The sequence below is a fragment of the Sinorhizobium mexicanum genome (genome assembly GCF_013488225.1).
GTDB lineage: Bacteria > Pseudomonadota > Alphaproteobacteria > Rhizobiales > Rhizobiaceae > Sinorhizobium > Sinorhizobium mexicanum.
The window spans coordinates 2,400,642-2,417,563 of record NZ_CP041238.1 but is presented as its reverse complement, the minus strand read 5'-3'; the positions used below and the strand labels follow the sequence as shown (position 1 = coordinate 2,417,563).

11 protein-coding genes are annotated in these 16,922 nt (G+C 62.3%); 4 read left to right on the top strand and 7 right to left on the bottom strand.

Translation table 11 applies throughout. From position 1 onward, the window contains the following. The first annotated feature begins 31 nt into the window (after positions 1-31). Entirely contained in the window at positions 32-1,099 is a 1,068-nt protein-coding gene (locus FKV68_RS11360) for a cyclic nucleotide-gated ion channel (RefSeq protein WP_180937952.1), read from the top strand. Positions 1,100-1,276: 177 nt separating this feature from the next. Here FKV68_RS11360 and FKV68_RS11355 read toward each other — a convergent pair whose 3' ends face one another. The 3 genes from FKV68_RS11355 to FKV68_RS11345 all read right to left on the bottom strand — a co-directional run bounded on the left by FKV68_RS11355 (position 1,277) and on the right by FKV68_RS11345 (position 3,571). Next, positions 1,277-1,684 (bottom strand): GFA family protein, encoded by a 408-nt coding sequence (locus FKV68_RS11355; RefSeq protein ID WP_180937951.1) that lies wholly within the window; start codon positions 1,682-1,684, stop codon positions 1,277-1,279. Positions 1,685-1,752: 68 nt separating this feature from the next. Then, positions 1,753-1,989 (bottom strand): hypothetical protein, encoded by a 237-nt coding sequence (locus tag FKV68_RS11350; protein WP_180937950.1) that lies wholly within the window; start codon positions 1,987-1,989, stop codon positions 1,753-1,755. A gap of 172 nt (positions 1,990-2,161) precedes the next feature. Next, positions 2,162-3,571, bottom strand: coding sequence for an adenylate/guanylate cyclase domain-containing protein (locus FKV68_RS11345; protein WP_180937949.1), 1,410 nt, complete (start codon positions 3,569-3,571; stop codon positions 2,162-2,164). Positions 3,572-3,853: 282 nt separating this feature from the next. Between FKV68_RS11345 and FKV68_RS11340 the strand changes: the two genes are divergently transcribed. Next, the gene (locus FKV68_RS11340) at positions 3,854-5,470 is read left to right on the top strand and encodes an SMc04171 family calcium-binding repeat protein (RefSeq protein ID WP_180937948.1); all 1,617 of its coding nucleotides are present in this window, start codon (positions 3,854-3,856) and stop codon (positions 5,468-5,470) included. A 202-nt stretch (positions 5,471-5,672) separates the two neighbouring features. On the opposite strand, the gene FKV68_RS11335 is transcribed toward FKV68_RS11340, so the two are convergent. Further along, complete coding sequence (locus tag FKV68_RS11335) at positions 5,673-6,512, bottom strand: Hint domain-containing protein (RefSeq protein ID WP_180937947.1); 840 nt, start codon at positions 6,510-6,512, stop codon at positions 5,673-5,675. Positions 6,513-6,778: 266 nt separating this feature from the next. Here FKV68_RS11335 and FKV68_RS11330 point away from each other — a divergent pair, with 266 nt between their 5' ends. Both FKV68_RS11330 and FKV68_RS11325 read left to right on the top strand, forming a co-directional pair. After that, positions 6,779-7,612 (top strand): response regulator, encoded by an 834-nt coding sequence (locus FKV68_RS11330; protein WP_180937946.1) that lies wholly within the window; start codon positions 6,779-6,781, stop codon positions 7,610-7,612. A 328-nt stretch (positions 7,613-7,940) separates the two neighbouring features. Further along, on the top strand, positions 7,941-9,269 hold the full coding sequence (locus FKV68_RS11325; protein ID WP_246452486.1) for a GGDEF domain-containing response regulator: 1,329 nt from the start codon (positions 7,941-7,943) through the stop codon (positions 9,267-9,269). 182 nt (positions 9,270-9,451) lie between these two features. Here the strand turns inward: FKV68_RS11325 and FKV68_RS11320 are convergent, their stop codons facing one another. From FKV68_RS11320 to FKV68_RS11310, 3 genes are all read right to left on the bottom strand, one after another. Then, on the bottom strand, positions 9,452-14,296 hold the full coding sequence (locus FKV68_RS11320; protein ID WP_180937945.1) for a beta strand repeat-containing protein: 4,845 nt from the start codon (positions 14,294-14,296) through the stop codon (positions 9,452-9,454). 292 nt (positions 14,297-14,588) lie between these two features. Then, positions 14,589-15,356 (bottom strand): outer membrane protein, encoded by a 768-nt coding sequence (locus tag FKV68_RS11315; protein WP_180937944.1) that lies wholly within the window; start codon positions 15,354-15,356, stop codon positions 14,589-14,591. Between the two features lie 258 nt (positions 15,357-15,614). Beyond that, entirely contained in the window at positions 15,615-16,619 is a 1,005-nt protein-coding gene (locus FKV68_RS11310; RefSeq protein WP_180937943.1) for a GlxA family transcriptional regulator, read from the bottom strand. Positions 16,620-16,922: the final 303 nt, after the last annotated feature.

The window sequence follows — 16,922 nt, the reverse complement described above, 5'->3', positions numbered from 1 at the left end:
TATTAGGGTCGTTCGCCGTTCGGGGGCGTTTATGTCGGCACGGCCTTTCTCGAAGTTTTCTTCGCCGTTCAACGGGCTGCTCGCAGCGATTGGGCTCGTCGCGGTTGCGGTGCTCACCACACCGGACATCACCGGGCGGGCGAGGCTCGGCTTGCAGGTCCTGCTCGTCGCCATATGGAGTGTCTATCTCCTGCAACTGATCGAGACGCTCTTGCTGCGCCGCGCCAAGGGTCCTCAGGACAGCACGCCGGCGATCGTCATAGATGTGCTGGCCGTTCTGGTGCCTCTTGTCGGCTTCCTCTTTGCCGCCACGCGCGACCAGGCCCTTTTCTGCGCGATCTGGCTCTTGAAGCCGCTGCGAAATTCCACCTTCTTCCGGCTGATGGGCAGGGTGATTGCCAATGAGGCACGCAACCTGATCGGCGTCACATCGGTCTTCGGCCTCGTGCTGTTCGCGGCGGCGCTGGCGGGCTATCTCATCGAGCGCGACGTCCAGCCCGATAAGTTCGGCAGTATCCCGCAGGCGATGTGGTGGGCCGTCGTCACGTTATCGACCACCGGCTACGGCGACGAGATTCCGCAGAGCTTCGCCGGCCGTGTGCTCGCCGGGCTGGTCATGATGTGCGGCATCGGCATCTTCGCGCTCTGGGCCGGCCTTCTCGCCACCGGCTTTTACGCCGAAGTCCGTCGCCAGGACTTCGTGCGCAATTGGCAGTTGGTTGCCGCCGTGCCGCTGTTCCGGAACCTCGGCTCGTCGGCGCTGGTCGAGATCGTCAGAGCCCTGAGGCCACGTGTCGTGCCGGCCGGTGCCGCGATCTGCCGCAAGGGCGAGGCCGGCGACCAGATGTACTTCATCGTCGAGGGCCGCGTCTGCGTCGCGACGCCGGACCCGATCGAGCTCGGTTCCGGCAGCTTTTTCGGCGAGATGGCGCTGATCAGCGGCGAGCCCCGCTCGGCGACCGTCAGCGCCTCGACCGAGGTTTCGCTGCTGTCGCTGCATGCGGAGGACTTCCAGATGCTGTCGGTGAGTAACCCGGACATAGCCGACATCATCCGCAAGACTGCGCTCGAACGGCGCGGCGCGACACCGAGGACTTGAGGGCAGTGTTCGAGAGCGCTCGCGGTCGTTGGATGCCCCCACCCTAATCCTCTCCCTGCGGGGAGAGGGGGCCAAGGTTGGCGGAATCCCTATGGTTGCGGTCGCGACGACGTTTCCGCGGATCCCTTCGTCCCGCTTGCGGGGAGAAGGCGGCCGGCAGGCCGGATGAGAGGCCAATCAGGCCGGATCCTTGTCGTAAGTCCTTATCCCCGGCGGCAGTTGTACCCAGGAATGGCGGCGGCAGTCATAGACCGAATCTTCGGGCGGCGGAAAGCTCGGGTCGGCGAAGGCGCCGACGGCGACCGCCACCGAGGATCCTTCGTAGCCCTCTTCCGTATGGAAGAGGTTAGTCCCGCAGACGGGGCAGAAGCGGAACCTGAACCGCGCGCCCTGATCGCCGGTGCGCACATATTCGGTTGCGGTGCCGGTGACCTCGTAGGGCGCGGCGAAGGCGGCGAGGGCCGCAAAGACGCTGCCCGTTCGGCGCTGGCAGGCGAGGCAGTGACAAACCCCAACTCCGAGCGGTTCGCCCCGGACCTCAATCCGTAATTGGCCGCAGGAGCAGGAGGCTGTTCGGGAAGGCATGATGCACCTCGTCAGTCATTGTTGACAGTTGCTCAAGGCCAACAAGTTGCAGTGGTCAGACTGAGACCTCAACCATCGTCATTGGAATAGCGTTCGCGATAGCGTCGCTCTCCTTCGTCGCTATATACCCGACGCAGAAGGTAGCGCTGACAACGGCCATCTTCGCAGTCGGTTTCAACGACGTGCTCGCTGACGACGCCGTTGTTGGTCGAACTGTTCGAACTCGAATTCGACGATTGGCTCCCGGCCATCGCCGCGCTGGCAGTTATCGCCACGGCAGCAAACAGGACAAGCTCCATGCGCATATCGCTCTCCTTCCATCGCCGAAATATTCAGACACCGCGCCTGAATCGGTGATGAACGGAGCTGGTTCCTCGAATCGAGATCGATTTAAGGATAAAATCATGCAGTTCTCCAAAGTGCTGCAGCGACCTTGGCGCGTCCGATTGGACACGCTGCGCTGTAACGGTGCGCACCTCACGGGATCGCGAAAATGCTAATCTCGTTGGTGATGCCGCGAAGCGTGACGTTGTGCGACATGGGGTTGAGGCCGCGGTCGCTGAGGAGACTCGATGCGCGCGGATCGTCCACTACCGAACCGGTGGCGAAGATCTCGCGCGACGTCGCGAGGTGCTGGACGCGCGAGGCGATGTTGACGGTCTGGCCGAAATAGTCCTGGCGCTCGTTGAGGTTGACGGCGATGCACGGCCCTTCGTGGATGCCGATCTTCAGCAGCAAGTCCTCACTGCCGCGCTCTTCGTTGAGTTCGCGCATCGCATCGCGCATCCGCATCGCCGCCGCGACTGCCCGATCCGGTGTCGGGAAGGTCGCCATTACCGCATCACCGATCGTCTTGACGACCGCACCGGATTCGGCCCCGACGATCTCGTTCAGGACAGCGAAATGAGTTCTCACCAGATCGAAGGCTGCGAGGTCGCCGACGCGCTCGTAAAGCTCGGTCGAGCCGCGGAGGTCCGTGAAGAGAAAGGTGAGGCTGGTAATCTTCAGCCGCTGGTCGACGTCGATCGTATCGGTGCGGTAGAGGTCGCGGAAGGTCTGGTTGGAAAGCAGGCGCTTCGCCGTCAGGAACGGCCGACGGCGGCCAAGCATGCCGTGAAGCGCGTCGTTCGCGACGCAGACCGAGGGCAGGGTGCGGACTTCGGCGTGGTTCTCCACCTGGATCCTCAGCGGCCCGGGCTGGAGGCGCAAGGTCTCGTTGTGGCGGTGGCCGCGGTCGAAGACGAGGGCGAGGTTCCTTCGCTCCTTGGTCGGCTCGCCCGCCACCTCCAGAAACTGCGCCGCATGCGTGACCGGCTCGAAGATGATGACGAACTCCGCCGGAAGCTGAAGCGCGATGACGGCCTTGTCACCGGGCGGCAATTCAAGCGCCTCGATCATGAACTCGTCGACCTTCTCCTCATAACCGTCTTCGGGCAGGTCGACGCCCGAGCCCCAGTAGATCTGGCGGAAGTATTCGGCCGGCGGCAGTTCGTGCGGCTTGTGCGCCTCGATGTGGCGCACCCTCGGGCTCACGGTGAAGGTCACCTCGACCATTTCGTCGAGCGTCGGCTCGTAGCCGGCGGCGCAGAGCGCGCAGATATATTCCTCCTGCTGCAGGGACTTGAGCGAGGTATTGGCATCAAGCACCCCGCCGCAGCCGGGGCAGAGCACGTTCCAGGACAATTCGAAGATGCCGTGATGGGAGGCATGCAGGAAGCCCGCGATCGTCTGCTCCTCGTCTAGCCCCTCCGCCTTCGCAAAGGCGAGAGCGTTGATGCGGCAGAGCTTGCGGTCCGGCGCATCCTGCACGAACCGCTCGAAGGCATCGACAATCTGCGGCTTCACCGACTGGCGCAGCGCATCGAACAGAGTCTGAGCTTCATTCATCGCGCCATTCTATACGGAATTCGCCGCGCGGTCAGCGTATTTGATCAGGTGATCTCGGCGAAAAGCTGCCCCAGAAACCTCCTGTCGACGGGATCTGGCTTGCTGAGTGAGACGATGCTTGGTGCTTCGGAAAGTATATATTTGGTTATATTAATTGAAATTTTGAAGTAAAGTACTTATTGTATTGTTTTCTAAAGGTATTTCTTAATTCTTTATAGCGTTTCAACTGGAAATACAGTAATGAGGTTTCATCATTATATTTTTGGGCTGGGAGAGCGCAACATGGCCACTATTGTGGGTACTGCCGGAAATGACGCCTTACTAGGAACTGACGTGAAGGATCGCATCTGGGGCCTCATCGGGGACGATGAGATCGATGCGGGTGAGGGTGACGATCTGGTCGATGGTGGCGCAGGAGACGACCGGCTGACGAGCATGGCCGGCTACGACCGCCTCGATGGTGGCGAGGGCGACGACCAGATCGCGCTGATCGGCACCGGCGGCGCAGTTACCGGCGGGGCCGGCGTCGATACGCTGGTGGTCGATCTCTCCAGCGTCAGCACCACGGTCCGGTTCAGTGGCGAGCACGGCCACGGCATCATCGGCTACAACACATCCAATTGGGACCACATATTCTTCAATCGTATCGAGAGGCTGGTGCTGACTACCGGAAGCGGCGACGACCGGATCTTCGGTGCGGCAAGCGACGACGTCATCTCGACCGGCGCCGGAAACGACATTATCGGTCCCTATGGCGCCGACCTCGACGACGGCACCAGCATGTTCGGCGACGACACGATCGATACGGGTAGCGGCGGCGACATCATCGTCGACACGAGCGGCGCGAACCGCATCTTCGCCGGAGACGACAACGATAACATCGTTACCACGCTTTCCTCGGCGGTGATCGACGGCGGGAACGGCCGGGATACGCTCACGTTGTCCGATGAAGGCAGGACCGAGGACGTGACCGTCGATTTCGCGCAGGGTTTTGCCTCGACCGGTACGCTGATCAGCGGCATCGAGGTCGCCAGTGTGGATCTCGGCAGCGGTAACGATACGCTGATCGCGGGGAACCTGTCCTCGTTGAGCTCCCACATGGGCGAGGGCGACAATTACGTATTCGGCAGCGGCGGCAGGGACTACATATCCTCCGGAGGTGGTGATGACGCCCTTTATGGCGGCGCCGGCGACGATATCCTGATCAGCGTCGGCGGCAATGATGTGCTGATGGGCGGCGCCGGCAACGATGAGATCTACGATGCCGGAACGAGCTTCGACGACGGCGAGACGATCATCGACGGCGGCGCCGGTGATGATCTGATCCTGGTGAGCGCTCCCTCCGGGATCATCGATGGCGGTCGCGGAAACGACACGCTGCACGTCACTGCGCCACTTCCGGGTGTGACCAATTTCGATGCGGCGACGGGCGTCCTCGGCAAGACGCTGATATTCACCAATATCGAGACATTCAACCTGGCAGGCGGCGCGGCCGACGACATTATCCGGACGCTCGCCGGCAACGACACCCTCACGGGCAACGACGGCAACGACCGCCTGGATGGCGGCGCCGGCAACGACCTGCTTTGGGGTGGTGCCGGAGACGACGTCATGACGGGCGGTCTCGGCGCCGATGCCTTCCTGTGGTCGTCCGATACACTGTCCCGTGACGGTGTCGACCACATCACCGACTTCGACGCCGACGGCGGCGACGTGCTGCGGTTCATCGGCCACGCCTCCACAGTCACCGGGATCGACAGCTTCGCCGACCTCGTTGCGGCGGCGACCGAGACGGGCGATGGACTCTACATCGCCTTCAACGGGTCCAGCACCTTTGGGCTCACGCTCGACAACGTATCGCTGTCCGATCTCTCGGCGGACGACATCGTGTTCGCCTAGCGCATCGGCCCGAAAATCGGAATCGATTTTCGGAAAGCACGATGCGTGGATTCAAAGACTTACAGCGTCCTTGGTGCGTCCTGAAGGACGCACGGCGCTGTAGTGACGATGATCTTGGCTCGACCGGACCCAAGATCATGATCACTCTAACGTTAGAGCGGACGGCGCGGGGAAAGCGCAGTGGGAGAGGGCCGCGCGTCAATCAGCCGATGAGTTGCTCGGCGCGTGCGGCAATTCTCTCATAGCTCTCTTCTATCGGCGCACGCACCCGCGCAAAGGGGCCTGCTGCGAGGCGCAGCAGGGCCTTCAGATGTGCGCGCCCGCCATAGCCGACGATCGGCGCAAAAGGCGTCATCTGAGGCTGCGGCCCGGGATAGAGTCGCGCGAACTCCGCGAAATTCGTGAAGCCCTCGTGGATGTCGGCCTCGAGAAGAAGGGTTTCGACCGGAGCGCCTTCCGCCAGGATCACTTCATGCGTATCGAGCGCGATATGGAAATACTCGATCTCGCGCGCGTCCGCGGGAAGGGCGGGCATGATCGACGTTCCATTGATGAGATCCTGCACTCTGATGAGTACGCCATCGATGAACAGAGCGTGGCCGGGAGAGAGGTAAAGATCCCGATGCGGCGTCTGTTCATCGAGCGCATGCCGGCAGATGCGGATCGGCATGACGCTGTTGTTCCAGCGGGACCCGCTCAGCCGGTAGAGATCGCGGCCGATCCATTTGATCGCATGGGCTTCCCCGCGCACGGTCTCTACGAGATCACCGATCCGGAGATCTTCGATCCGGACCTCGCCTGTCGGGGTCATGATGGAAGTACCACGGGGAAGACATTTGGGGCCGTTGCCGGGGCTGCTCCCCGGCCCTTTGCCGGGTTTCGGTCCATTTCCCGGTTTTGCCTGGGCTGTCGAAGACGGCAAGAAAGTCGTCACGGCAAGAGTGCCCATTGCCGCAATTCTGGCGCCGGCCGCGGCGGCCAGACCGAGGAAGTGACGTCTTGCCCGATTGATCCGCGGGCGCTGCTTTCTGGGCGATGACATGGTTCTCTCCCGCCTTTTCCAGCACACGGTTTCGAGAACGACCGCAGCCTATCCTGACGCAGATCATCACATGAAAAAATTCGGATATTCGTTCTGATGCATACGGCAACGGTCGTACTCACTGCCGCGAAGGTGGAGGTGTTTCATGCTTTTGGAGGAGGCGATTGCTGGAACGAAGGCGGGCTGGTGTCGGTCGGCATTAACACGCGATAAAGCCTTTTCCCCCTAGCATGCGTCCCCGGGACACTCTTTCTCATAGGCGATCAATGTCATTTTTCGGCGTATCCGGAATGTACTATTCCGGCGAATCCCTCGGCGAACACCGCATCGTGCTTGCCGAGGACTCAAACCTCTTTGCGTCGATGGTTTCGAAACGGCTGAAGGAGCTGTTCGACATCGACGTGATTGTCTGCCGCGACTACGAGGATCTGCAGTTCGCCGTTGAGAATGCCTCCTTTCCGGCTTCGCTCGCGATCTCCAACATCAATCTGCCCGGTGCCGAAAACGGCGAGGCGCTGAACTATCTGATCGACATGAGCGTGCCGACGATCGTCTTCACCGGCTCGTTCCAGGAGAGCACGCGCGAGGCGATCCTTTCCAAGGACCTCGTCGATTACGTCATCAAGGACAGCGTCTTCGCGGTCGACATGCTGGCGGAGTCTGTCTGCCGGTTCCTGACCAACCAGAAACATCACGTGCTGATCGTCGACGACAGCCCGACGGCGCGGGCGCTTTTGACGACGCAGCTCAAGCGCTACAATTTCCGCACCAGCTCAGCCGAGAGCGGTGCCGCAGCGCTTGAAATCCTGAAAAACAATCCTGACGTCGCGCTCGTCATCACCGACTACAACATGCCGGATATCGACGGATTCGAGCTGACACGCCGGATCCGGGCGGCGCACGGCCCGCATCAGTTGCGTATCATCGGCGTCTCGTCCTCGACCAACCGGCTGCTTTCCGCACGCTTCCTCAAGGCCGGGGGCAATGATTTTGTCGTGCGTCCCTTCGTCAACGAGGAATTCTACTGCCGCGTCAACCAGAACCTCGACACGCTGACCAAGATCCGCACCTTGAGCGGGAAGATGAAAATCCCGGCCTGACCCCGCGCTACTTTCGGGTTCCGCGGCAGGCTTCCGTGCTGTGGATTTTGCACTGTCGGTTGCTGCGTTAACGGAATCGCAACCGGCAGGCCTTTCAATCCACCTAAAATAATGGGGAAGATGGGTGCGCGGCCAGATGGCAACTCGGCTGATGCGCGCCAGCGCAATTGTTACTCTCTGGCCGGCGTCACCCTCGGGGAGCACGCCCGCGGCCAGTGCATGAATCACTGAACAGAAGTCAGGAAGCGTGCATGAATTCAATTGGTTGCAGCTATCGGGCATCTCGGGGGCGAGGCGCCGGTGCTGCAGGGATGGGGTTGCTGGAACCGTGAGACTACGTCGCACGTCGGGGCAGGCGAACAGCGCGCAGAAGCATCGCGACAAGCGACTGCTGCTCGTCGAAGATTCGCGCATGTTCGCGACGGCGTTGAAACACGGGCTGGAAACCATGCTCGGTGCACGGGTCACGCATTGCGGGACGCTCGCGGCTGTGAAGACCGAGCTTGCCGCAGGGGCTGACGAATTCTCGTTGGCAGTGGTCGACCTCAACCTGCCGGACGCGCCGAATTGCGAGGCGCTCGATTTCGTGCTCGCCAGCAACATACCCGCGATCGTGTTTACCGGTGCCTTCAACGACGGGACGCGCGAGCAAATCCTGGGCAAGGACGTGCTGGGCTGCATCGTGAAGCACGAACCGCAATCGATCGAGCGCCTGATCGCCGCCGTCGACCGGGCCCTGACAGACGGCCGGACGACGGTGCTGCTCGTCGATCCCAACAAGGGGTCGCGCTACGATCTCGCCGGTCTCTTGCGTCGGCAGCGATTCTCCGTCATCGAGGCGTCCGCGGCTGGAGAAGCGTTGCGGCTGCTCGATGCAGGCGAGACGATCGATCTGATCGTCACGGACACTGAACTGGACGACATGAGCGGCCCGGCACTCATCGCCGAAATCCGTAGTCGCCAGGGCGAGGAGGCCACCCCGGTCATCGGCCTCTCCGATGACGGCGATGCCCGGCTGGCGGCGCGCTTCCTTGAGGCGGGCGGGGTGGATTTCATCCGCAAGCCGTTCCTCGAGGCGGAATTCAGTGCCAGGGTAGGGCAGGCCGCCGCCATGCAGAAGCGCTTGCAGGCGTTGCGCCGCTTGGCGGCGAGCGACTATCTGACGAACATTTACAACCGCCGCCACTTCTTCCTCACCGGCCCGCGGCTTGTCGAGCAATGCCTGAGGCGCGGTGACAGCACCTCGATCGCGGTTCTCGACATCGACCATTTCAAGCGTCTCAACGACACCTATGGGCACGAGATCGGCGACATCGTGCTGAAACACGTGGCGCGGCGTCTGAAGGCGCTCGTTGGAGAGGAGCATCTGCTGGCGCGCCTCGGCGGCGAGGAGTTCGGTATTCTCTTCAACGGGCTTGACGCGCGGCGCGCCTACGACTTTTGCGAGCGGCTGCGGGTCGAACTGGAACGGTCGAAAATCGTCGCAGACGACGAGGAACTGACGATCACGATCTCGATCGGCCTTGCGACCATCGAGGTCGCGGAAGCCTTCGACAACTACCTGCACGCGGCCGACCAGTTCCTCTACATGGCGAAACATGCAGGACGAAACCGCGTGATGTCCGAACTGGCGCTGCTCGACACGCTGGCGTCCTAGGATCGTCCAGTGTTCAGCTCGGATGGCTGCAAATTCGGCGCGCCCTTTTTGCCGGACGCGGGCGAAGTATCGCCGCGACGCGCGGCGCTTGATTTCAGTCGCGACGCCGCATGCACTGCCGGTGGGTTTTCCCTGCTGAGCGGTCGAGCAGGCGACGCCTGCGGCGTCCCCCATGTCTCGCCTTAAAGAAGGAAGTCGCCGGCAACGAGCGCCTTGATCCCGGAAAGCTCGATCTGGAAATCGGCGCGGCCGTCACCGGTGACGTCGCCGTAGATGATCGTCTTGTCGTTGGCGGTGCCGGCGGCATCGAACGTCTTGTAGATCAGCTCTCCGGCCTTGCGCGTGAACGCACCCGTACCGCGCCAGGTGAAGGCCTGGTTGCCCGCGAGTCCGGTATTGGCGTCGATAGCGGTCAGGCTGATCACGTCATCGCCATTGCCGAAGTCCGTGATGATGTCGCGATAGCCGGCGCCCGAGGCCGGACCATAGGCGACATTGTTGACATAGCCGGAGAAGCCCTTCGCGGAGTCGTCGATCAGGTTGAAGACGAAGGTATCGTTTCCGGCGCCGCCGGTCAGCCGGTCTGCCCCGAGCCCCCCGACGATCGTATCCTTGCCGGCTCCGCCATTGATCGTGTCATTGCCCGCGCCGCCGTCGAAATACTCGTTCGCGGCCGACGTGCCGGTCAGCGTGTTGGCGCCTGAACTGCCAACATAGCGCTCGACCGCATCGGTGACCGAGACCCGGACCGTTTTCGTCGCCTCGGCTCCGGTTCCGATCGTCTTGTCGTCGACCAATACGCTGACATCGAGGAAGGGGTTGGTCTCGAAATCGAGCCGCGCGCCGGCCTTCAGCCACAGTGCGTTGTTATGAACGGCAAAGAGCGATGAATCGGCGCCGGCGAGCGTGAGGGCGTTGCTGCCGAGCCCGTCGTCGGAGATGAGAAGATCGGCCACCTTGCGCTCGGTCGCGGTCGAGGCATTTTCCGCAATCGTTGCGAGTCGCTGCGTCAGCGTCAGCGTCGGGGCGTCGTTGACCGCGTTCACCGTGAAGTTGAAGGTGGCGGAAACGGGCGTGGAGAGATCTTCGTTGCCATCCTCCACGAAGACCTTGAAGGACGCCGCGGTCGTGTCCGAACCATTGTGGCGGAAGCTGACGAGACCGCCGGCGAGCTGCGTGCCGGTGAAGCGCGTTGCAGCGACGCCGTTGACGAGCACCGTCCCGTTGGTGACGCTGGAGATGAAGAATGTGACACCTGCGGCCGTGTCGTCGGGATCGGTGAACCCGAGGTCGGCGGTAACAAGCTTGTAGCTGCCGCCTTCCGCGACGGTCGCACGCAAATCGCCGGTGAGACGGGGCGCGTCGTTGACGATGCCGTCGACAAAGACCGATGCGGTCGATGCAACGTTGTTGAACGTCAGCACGGCGTTGTTTCCGGCACTGTCGCGGATCGTGCCGCCGTTCAGAAGGAGGGCGGAACCGAGGGTGATGCCGTTGGTGTCGCGCTGGTCGTCGATCACCGTCAGGCGGAAAGTCAGTGCGGCGGTGCCACTGCCGCCGACATAATTGGCATAGACCGTTCCGCCGGTGTCGAGCGTGACGGCGATGCGCGGAGCGCCGCCGGCTGTATCGACGACGACCGCTTCCTGGAATGTGACCGTGAACGTCAGGTTGTCGCCATTCATATAGGTGCCGTTCGCAGGCACGGCGACGTTCGCAACCGAGGGGGCTATACCGTCGATGACGATGTTGTTCTGTCCGGCGATCGAACCTGAACCGCCGACCGTCGGCAAGGTCAGCACCGCGTCGTTGCCGTTCGCATCCTTTATGGTCGCGCCGTTGAGCACCAGCGCAGCGATGGAGGCATAGTCGAGATCAGTGCTGTGATCGCCCGCCTGCACGGTGTATTTGAAGGTGAGCGTGTTCGAGCCCGATCCGGATACGTAGGTCGCGACGTGGTCGACGGATCCCGTCTCCAGGACCAGGGTCGGGGTACCGCCGGCAACCGTCACGGCACTGTCGAAGCTGACGGTAACGGAGATCGTCTGCCCCGTATGGTAGACACCATCCGCGCTTGTAACGTCGACGCTGACCACCTCCGTAACGCCGACATTGATGGGAATCGTGTCGGTGTCGGTTTGTGCACCGCCTGATCCCATACGCCCGAGGTCGTTTGTGATGACCTGCAGCGTGGCGGGGCCGGAGTAACCTGCCGTCGGCAGGAACGCCATGCCGTTCAACGCGGCGTTGATGTCGGTAACGGTCCCCTCGAAGGTCATCATTGCATCGCCCGCGCCGCTGCCCACGACGAAGGTCAGCCCTGTCGTCCCCGCGAGCGAGATCAGCCCGTTGCTTGCCGTCAGCGTTACCTGCACCGTGCCGCCGCCGGCATCGATGTCGGAGACCGTGATGGCATTGCTGTTGCCACTGCTGAAGACAAGCGTCGAATTCGTGTCGATCACCTGTTGCCCCGGAACATGGTTTACCGGCGCGTCGTTGATCGCAGTCGTGACAAGCGTCACCGTCGTCGTGGTCGTCAGCGCACCGCCGGTGCCACTATTTCCGCCGTCGTTGATCGCTGCGGTCAGCACGACGTCGGACGTCGCATTGGCGACCGGTACGAAGTTCACCTTGGATGCCGCGATGAACGCGTTGATGTCGGTGATCGAACCGCTCAACGTCAGCGTCCCAGTTCCACCACCGGATACGAGGACGCCGCCTGCCGAAGTGGCAGCGAGCGCGCCCGACGGGACAGTGAGCGAGACCGTCACCGAGGCGGAGCCGGCGTCGACATCGGCGAAGGATATGCCGGTGACCGTCGTTGCCGCGTCCTCCGCTACGGCGATCGAGCCGGGCGCCGTTATCACCGGCACATCATTCAACGGCGTTACGACCAACGTCACCGTGTCGACGTCGCTTTGCGGGGCGCCGCCAGTGTTGCCGTTATCGCTGATCGCCGCTGTCAGCGTCACGTTGCCGGTGGCGTTGGCCGCCGTCGTATAGTGAAGGTTGGAAGCGGCGATGAAGGCATTGATGTTAGCGATCGATCCGGTGAGTGTCAGGGATGACGCGGTTCCGCCGACCGTCACGCCGCCGCCGCTCGTGGCGCCGAGGCTTCCCGCGCCGACGGAGAGCGTGACGGTTACGCTTCCACCACCCGCGTCGGCATCGGAGAAGCTGATGCCGGTAATCGCGGCCGTACTATCCTCGACGACGCTGATGCTGCCCGGCACCGTCACCTCAGGTGCATCGTTGACCGACGTCACGGTGACGGTCTTGATTCCCGCGGTGCTGCTCGTGCTGCCATCGTTCGCCACGAAGCTGATCGTGCGGGTTGCCGCGCCGGGTGTTTCGGACGTGTTGGCATAGGCGACAGAGCGCAGCGCAGCCTGCCACTCGGCCAGCGTTGCCACGCCGCCGGCGGAGGTCAACGTCAGCACGCCGGTTCCGGCATTGTAGGACGCCGTGATGTTGCCCATCGTGCTGCCGTCATTGGCGAAGGCGAGAACATCCTGGCTGGACTGGAAATTGCCTGTGATGGCCACCGTGGCGAAGGCGAGGGTGGTGTTGTCCGCGTCCGAGAGCGTGACGCCGCCGTCGACGGCGACTGTCGAACCACCCTCGGTGAACGCAGTGCTGCCGCCGGTTGTGGTCAGCACCGGAGCGTCGTTGGTCGAGGCAACCGTCACCGTCTTGGTGACGGTGGAGCTGTTCAGGGTCCCGTCATTGGTGGTGAAGGCAACCGTCCGGTTCGACGTATCAGGTGTCTCCGAGCTGTTGGTGTAGGTGACGGCGCGAAGCGCCGCCTGCCATTGCGCCACCGTGGCCGAGCCGCCGGCAGACGCCAGCGTCAGCACGCCGGTGCTGCCGTTATAGGACGCCATGATGTTGCCGAAGGTTGCGGAACTCGAATTGGTGAAGGCGAGGACGTCCTCGCCGCCGTGGAAATTTCCGGTGATGGCGACGGTGGCCGAGGTGAGGGTCGTGTTGTCGGCGTCGGCGATCGTCAGGCCCGCATCGACCGCGACCGGTGTCGACGTGGTGTTGTTGCCTTCGCTAAAGGCCGTGCTGCCGCCAGACGTGCTCACGATGGGCGCGTCGTCGACAGCGCTGACGTTCACAATCTTGGTTGCGACAGTGCTGTTGTCGCTGCCGTCGTTGACGACGAAGGAGACGGTCCGCGGCGCTGTGTTCGGGCTTTCCGACGTGTTGGTGTAGGTCACCGCCCGCAAGGCAGACTGCCACTGCGCCAATGTCGCCGTGCCGCCTGCGGACGTCAGCGTCATGACGCCGGTCAGCGCGTTGAAGGACGCCACGATGTTGCCGAAGGTCACGGCGCTTGTATTGGTGAAGGCGAGAACATCCTGGCCGGACTGAAAACTGCCGGTGATGGAGACAGTGGCCGAGGCAAGCGTGGTGTTGTCTCCATCGCTGATCGTCACGCCGCTATCCACGGCAATCGGCGTCGATACCGTATTGTTGCCTTCCGTGAACGAGGACGTGCCGCCCGACGTCGCGGCAACCGGGCGTTGATTGGCGAGCTCAACCGTGATGTTGTCGAGCCAGAAGCTTATCGTGCCCGTGGTCGTGGTGTCGGGAACGATGAGGTCACCGATGTTGAGAGAGGTCTGGGGACTCAGCGCAGGGACGTTGCCGCCAAAGATCGCGCGATAATAATAAGGTCCGACGCCATCACCGTGGATATTGTCGTCGTACCAGGTGGTTCCGTCGAGGCCGAGCCCAGGCGACCAACTGCCGATCACCAGCGGATCAGAATTCATGCTGATCTGGTAGTCGTAGAAGTCGAGCTTTGCGCCTGTTGTGCTGGTAACGGTGATCGAGAACTGTCCGCCGCCAAAGGCCGCGTCCTCGGTGAAGTTGAACCGGCCGTTGTCGAAATTGGCGCTCCAGTTGCCCTGCGCCGATATCGTAAAGACCAGCCCGCCGGCGCTCAGCGTGTTATCGGCCCCGCCCGCCGAACCGTCGGTGATCTGCCCGGCGGAAAAGTCGACCAATGTCTGCACCATGTCTGCGCTCCTGCGATGGTTCACCGATCTGCCAGCGACAGCGGTGCCAAATGAATGTCGGCGATTGCCGGCCTGTAGACGGCCTTTGAGCCCGGGTCCTCGATGCTCCGGGCGGGGCCGCCTTGCTGATTGTGGATCTACAGTGCCGATCGCCTACGAAGCGCGCGAAAAAATCACTGTAATAACTTGTTTCAATAAGATTTTTTTGTTTCAGTCTTTACTTCGCGAATGCCTTCGCCTTCGCGTCTCGCCCCAGGGAATCGGTGACGGCCCCTTCGTCACCACAAGAAAACTAAAGTCGCCACCGGATGCCGACACGCACGACATCGAAATCGAGGTCGTTTTCGAAGCGCGGGAACGCGCCGACCGGGTCGGCTGCTGCGCCGGTAGCCGTGACATCGTCGAAATCGTAGTGGAGGTATTCGAGAGAGGCGGACCAGTTCGGAGCGAGTTGCCATTCCGCGCCGGCGCCGGCCACCCAGCCGGCCTTGACGCCGCCGCCGGAGACATCCATGAGCCCGATCGTCGGGAATGTCTGGTTGTCGAAGGCGCGCACGTCGATGTCGGCCACCGCCAGACCGCCGGTCACGTAGAAGAGGAGATCGTCGGCGGCGATGCCGGCACGCAGGCGCGCGGTACCGGCCCAATCGGTGTCGAAGCTCGTCCGCGTGTCTCCGACGATTTTCGACGCGCCGCCGCCGCCAAGGTCCATCAGGCTGAAATCGATCGCACCGCCGAACACGAAGGAGAGGCCGTCGACATCCACCTGCCGGTCGCAGCCGGCCTCGACGCCGCCGATCGCGCCGTGGTCGTCACTTTCGATCACTTCGTAGGGGCCGCCGAGGCTGTTCCACGACGTTCCGTTGCCGGCGGAGGGGCCCTTGGTGAACGGCGAATCCGTCGCGTCGGTCTCAGCGCGGGCGTAACCTGCATGGGCCCCGACATAACAGCCGGACCAGTTGCTTGTGGTTTCACCGGGGCGGTCGCCGGCCTGCGCTCCGCTGGCGCACAAAGACAGCACTCCTGCGGCGAGCGCCGCGGACAAAATACGGCCGGACATGAATTCCTCGTGGGATATGGAATCAGAAGCGATCGGCGAACGCTTTTCGCGTCATACGAGCATAGCAGGGTGGGGCGGCAGGAGAAGCTGCGGGTAAAAATAATATTAACGGATCTTTGCGTTTGCAGCGATGTCTGCAACGCGCGAAATAATGCAATCGTTCAATGTAATTACGGCGATCTCTTCATCCTGAAAGAGATCGCCGTAGGGATTGGCTCCACTACCCATCTGCGCGATTTAGGGGGTGGTGTGGCAGAATTAGCGCGCCATCTGCAGCGTCAGTTTGCGTTCGGCGCGCTCCTGCTGGGGCGACCGATTGTAGAGTTCGCGATAGCACTTGGAGAAGTGTGAGGCCGAGACGAAGCCGCAGGCAACGGCCACTTCCACCACCGGCATCGACGACTGGATCAAGAGGTGGCGGGCGCGGTCGAGCCGGATCTCCAGATAGTACCGCGCCGGCGAACGGCCCATTTCCTGGCGGAAAAGCCGTTCGATCTGGCGGCGCGAAAGGTCGGCGTTCTCGGCGATCTCCAGGAGCGACAGCGGTTCTGCGAGGTTGCTTTCCATGAGTTCGATGATCGACAGAACCTTCGAATTCTGCACGCCGAGGCGGGCCCGCAGCGGCAGGCGCTGGCGGTCATGCGGCCCGCGCACCCGGTCGGTCAGCGCCTGTTCGCAGACCCGGTTGACGAGGTTCTCGCCGAAATCCTGGTCAATCAGGTTCAGCATCATGTCGAGCGAGGCTGTGCCGCCGGCGCAGGTATAGATGTTGCTGTCGATCTCGTAGAGGTCGGCATAGACCTCGGCCTGCGGGAAGCTCTCGGAGAAGCCCGGCAGGTTCTCCCAATGGATGGCGCAGCGCTTGCCGGTCAAAAGCCCGGCGGACGCCAGCACATGGGCGCCGGTACAGAGGCTGCCGACGGCGACGCCGCGGTTATAGACCTCGCGCAGCCAGGCATTGACCGACTTGTTCTGGAAGTCCTCGACATAGATGCCGGAACAGACGAGCACCATCGAAGGCCGGTTCTCGCCGGCCAGGAACTTGCGCTCGTCGGCAAGCGAGGTGTTGACCTCGAGCGCTATGCCGGCGGAGGAAAAGACCTTCTGACCATCGGTCGAGGCGAGACGCCACGTATAGGCCTCGTAACCGAGCATCCGGTTGGCGATGCGGAGCGTTTCGATCGCTGCGGAGAAGGGCAGCATGGAAAAGTTCGGCACCAGAAAGAAAACGAGCGAACGCTTTTTGGTCAGGGGTTTGTTCATGAGTCCTCCCAGGCTCTACGCTGCGCATATTGGTTGCTTGGAACAGCTCACTCGGCTTGTCAATTTGCGACATTGACATGGAAAGCCGCGACTGGGAAGAGATTTCCCATTGCGACATGGCGGTGATGCCCGCCGTTTCGAGCGACTTTCCGGCAATTTTGTGAAAAAGCGACACAATTCCCGGAGCGCGTGGCGCAATCTGGCAAATGCCGCTCAGGCTGAGTAGCCGCCGCGCCTACCGCTTATGGTTGCGGCGTTGTCGATTGCGACGTCGTTGGAGGAGGTGTGAGCGGTGTCGGTATC

Coding starts and splice junctions, on each gene's coding strand:
- FKV68_RS11360 (WP_180937952.1), top strand. CDS start 32: ATGTCGGCACGGCCTTTCTCGAAGTTTTCTTCGCCGTTCAACGGGCTG.
- FKV68_RS11355 (WP_180937951.1), bottom strand. CDS start 1,684: ATGCCTTCCCGAACAGCCTCCTGCTCCTGCGGCCAATTACGGATTGAG.
- FKV68_RS11350 (WP_180937950.1), bottom strand. CDS start 1,989: ATGCGCATGGAGCTTGTCCTGTTTGCTGCCGTGGCGATAACTGCCAGC.
- FKV68_RS11345 (WP_180937949.1), bottom strand. CDS start 3,571: ATGAATGAAGCTCAGACTCTGTTCGATGCGCTGCGCCAGTCGGTGAAG.
- FKV68_RS11340 (WP_180937948.1), top strand. CDS start 3,854: ATGGCCACTATTGTGGGTACTGCCGGAAATGACGCCTTACTAGGAACT.
- FKV68_RS11335 (WP_180937947.1), bottom strand. CDS start 6,512: ATGTCATCGCCCAGAAAGCAGCGCCCGCGGATCAATCGGGCAAGACGT.
- FKV68_RS11330 (WP_180937946.1), top strand. CDS start 6,779: ATGTCATTTTTCGGCGTATCCGGAATGTACTATTCCGGCGAATCCCTC.
- FKV68_RS11320 (WP_180937945.1), bottom strand. CDS start 14,296: ATGGTGCAGACATTGGTCGACTTTTCCGCCGGGCAGATCACCGACGGT.
- FKV68_RS11315 (WP_180937944.1), bottom strand. CDS start 15,356: ATGTCCGGCCGTATTTTGTCCGCGGCGCTCGCCGCAGGAGTGCTGTCT.
- FKV68_RS11310 (WP_180937943.1), bottom strand. CDS start 16,619: ATGAACAAACCCCTGACCAAAAAGCGTTCGCTCGTTTTCTTTCTGGTG.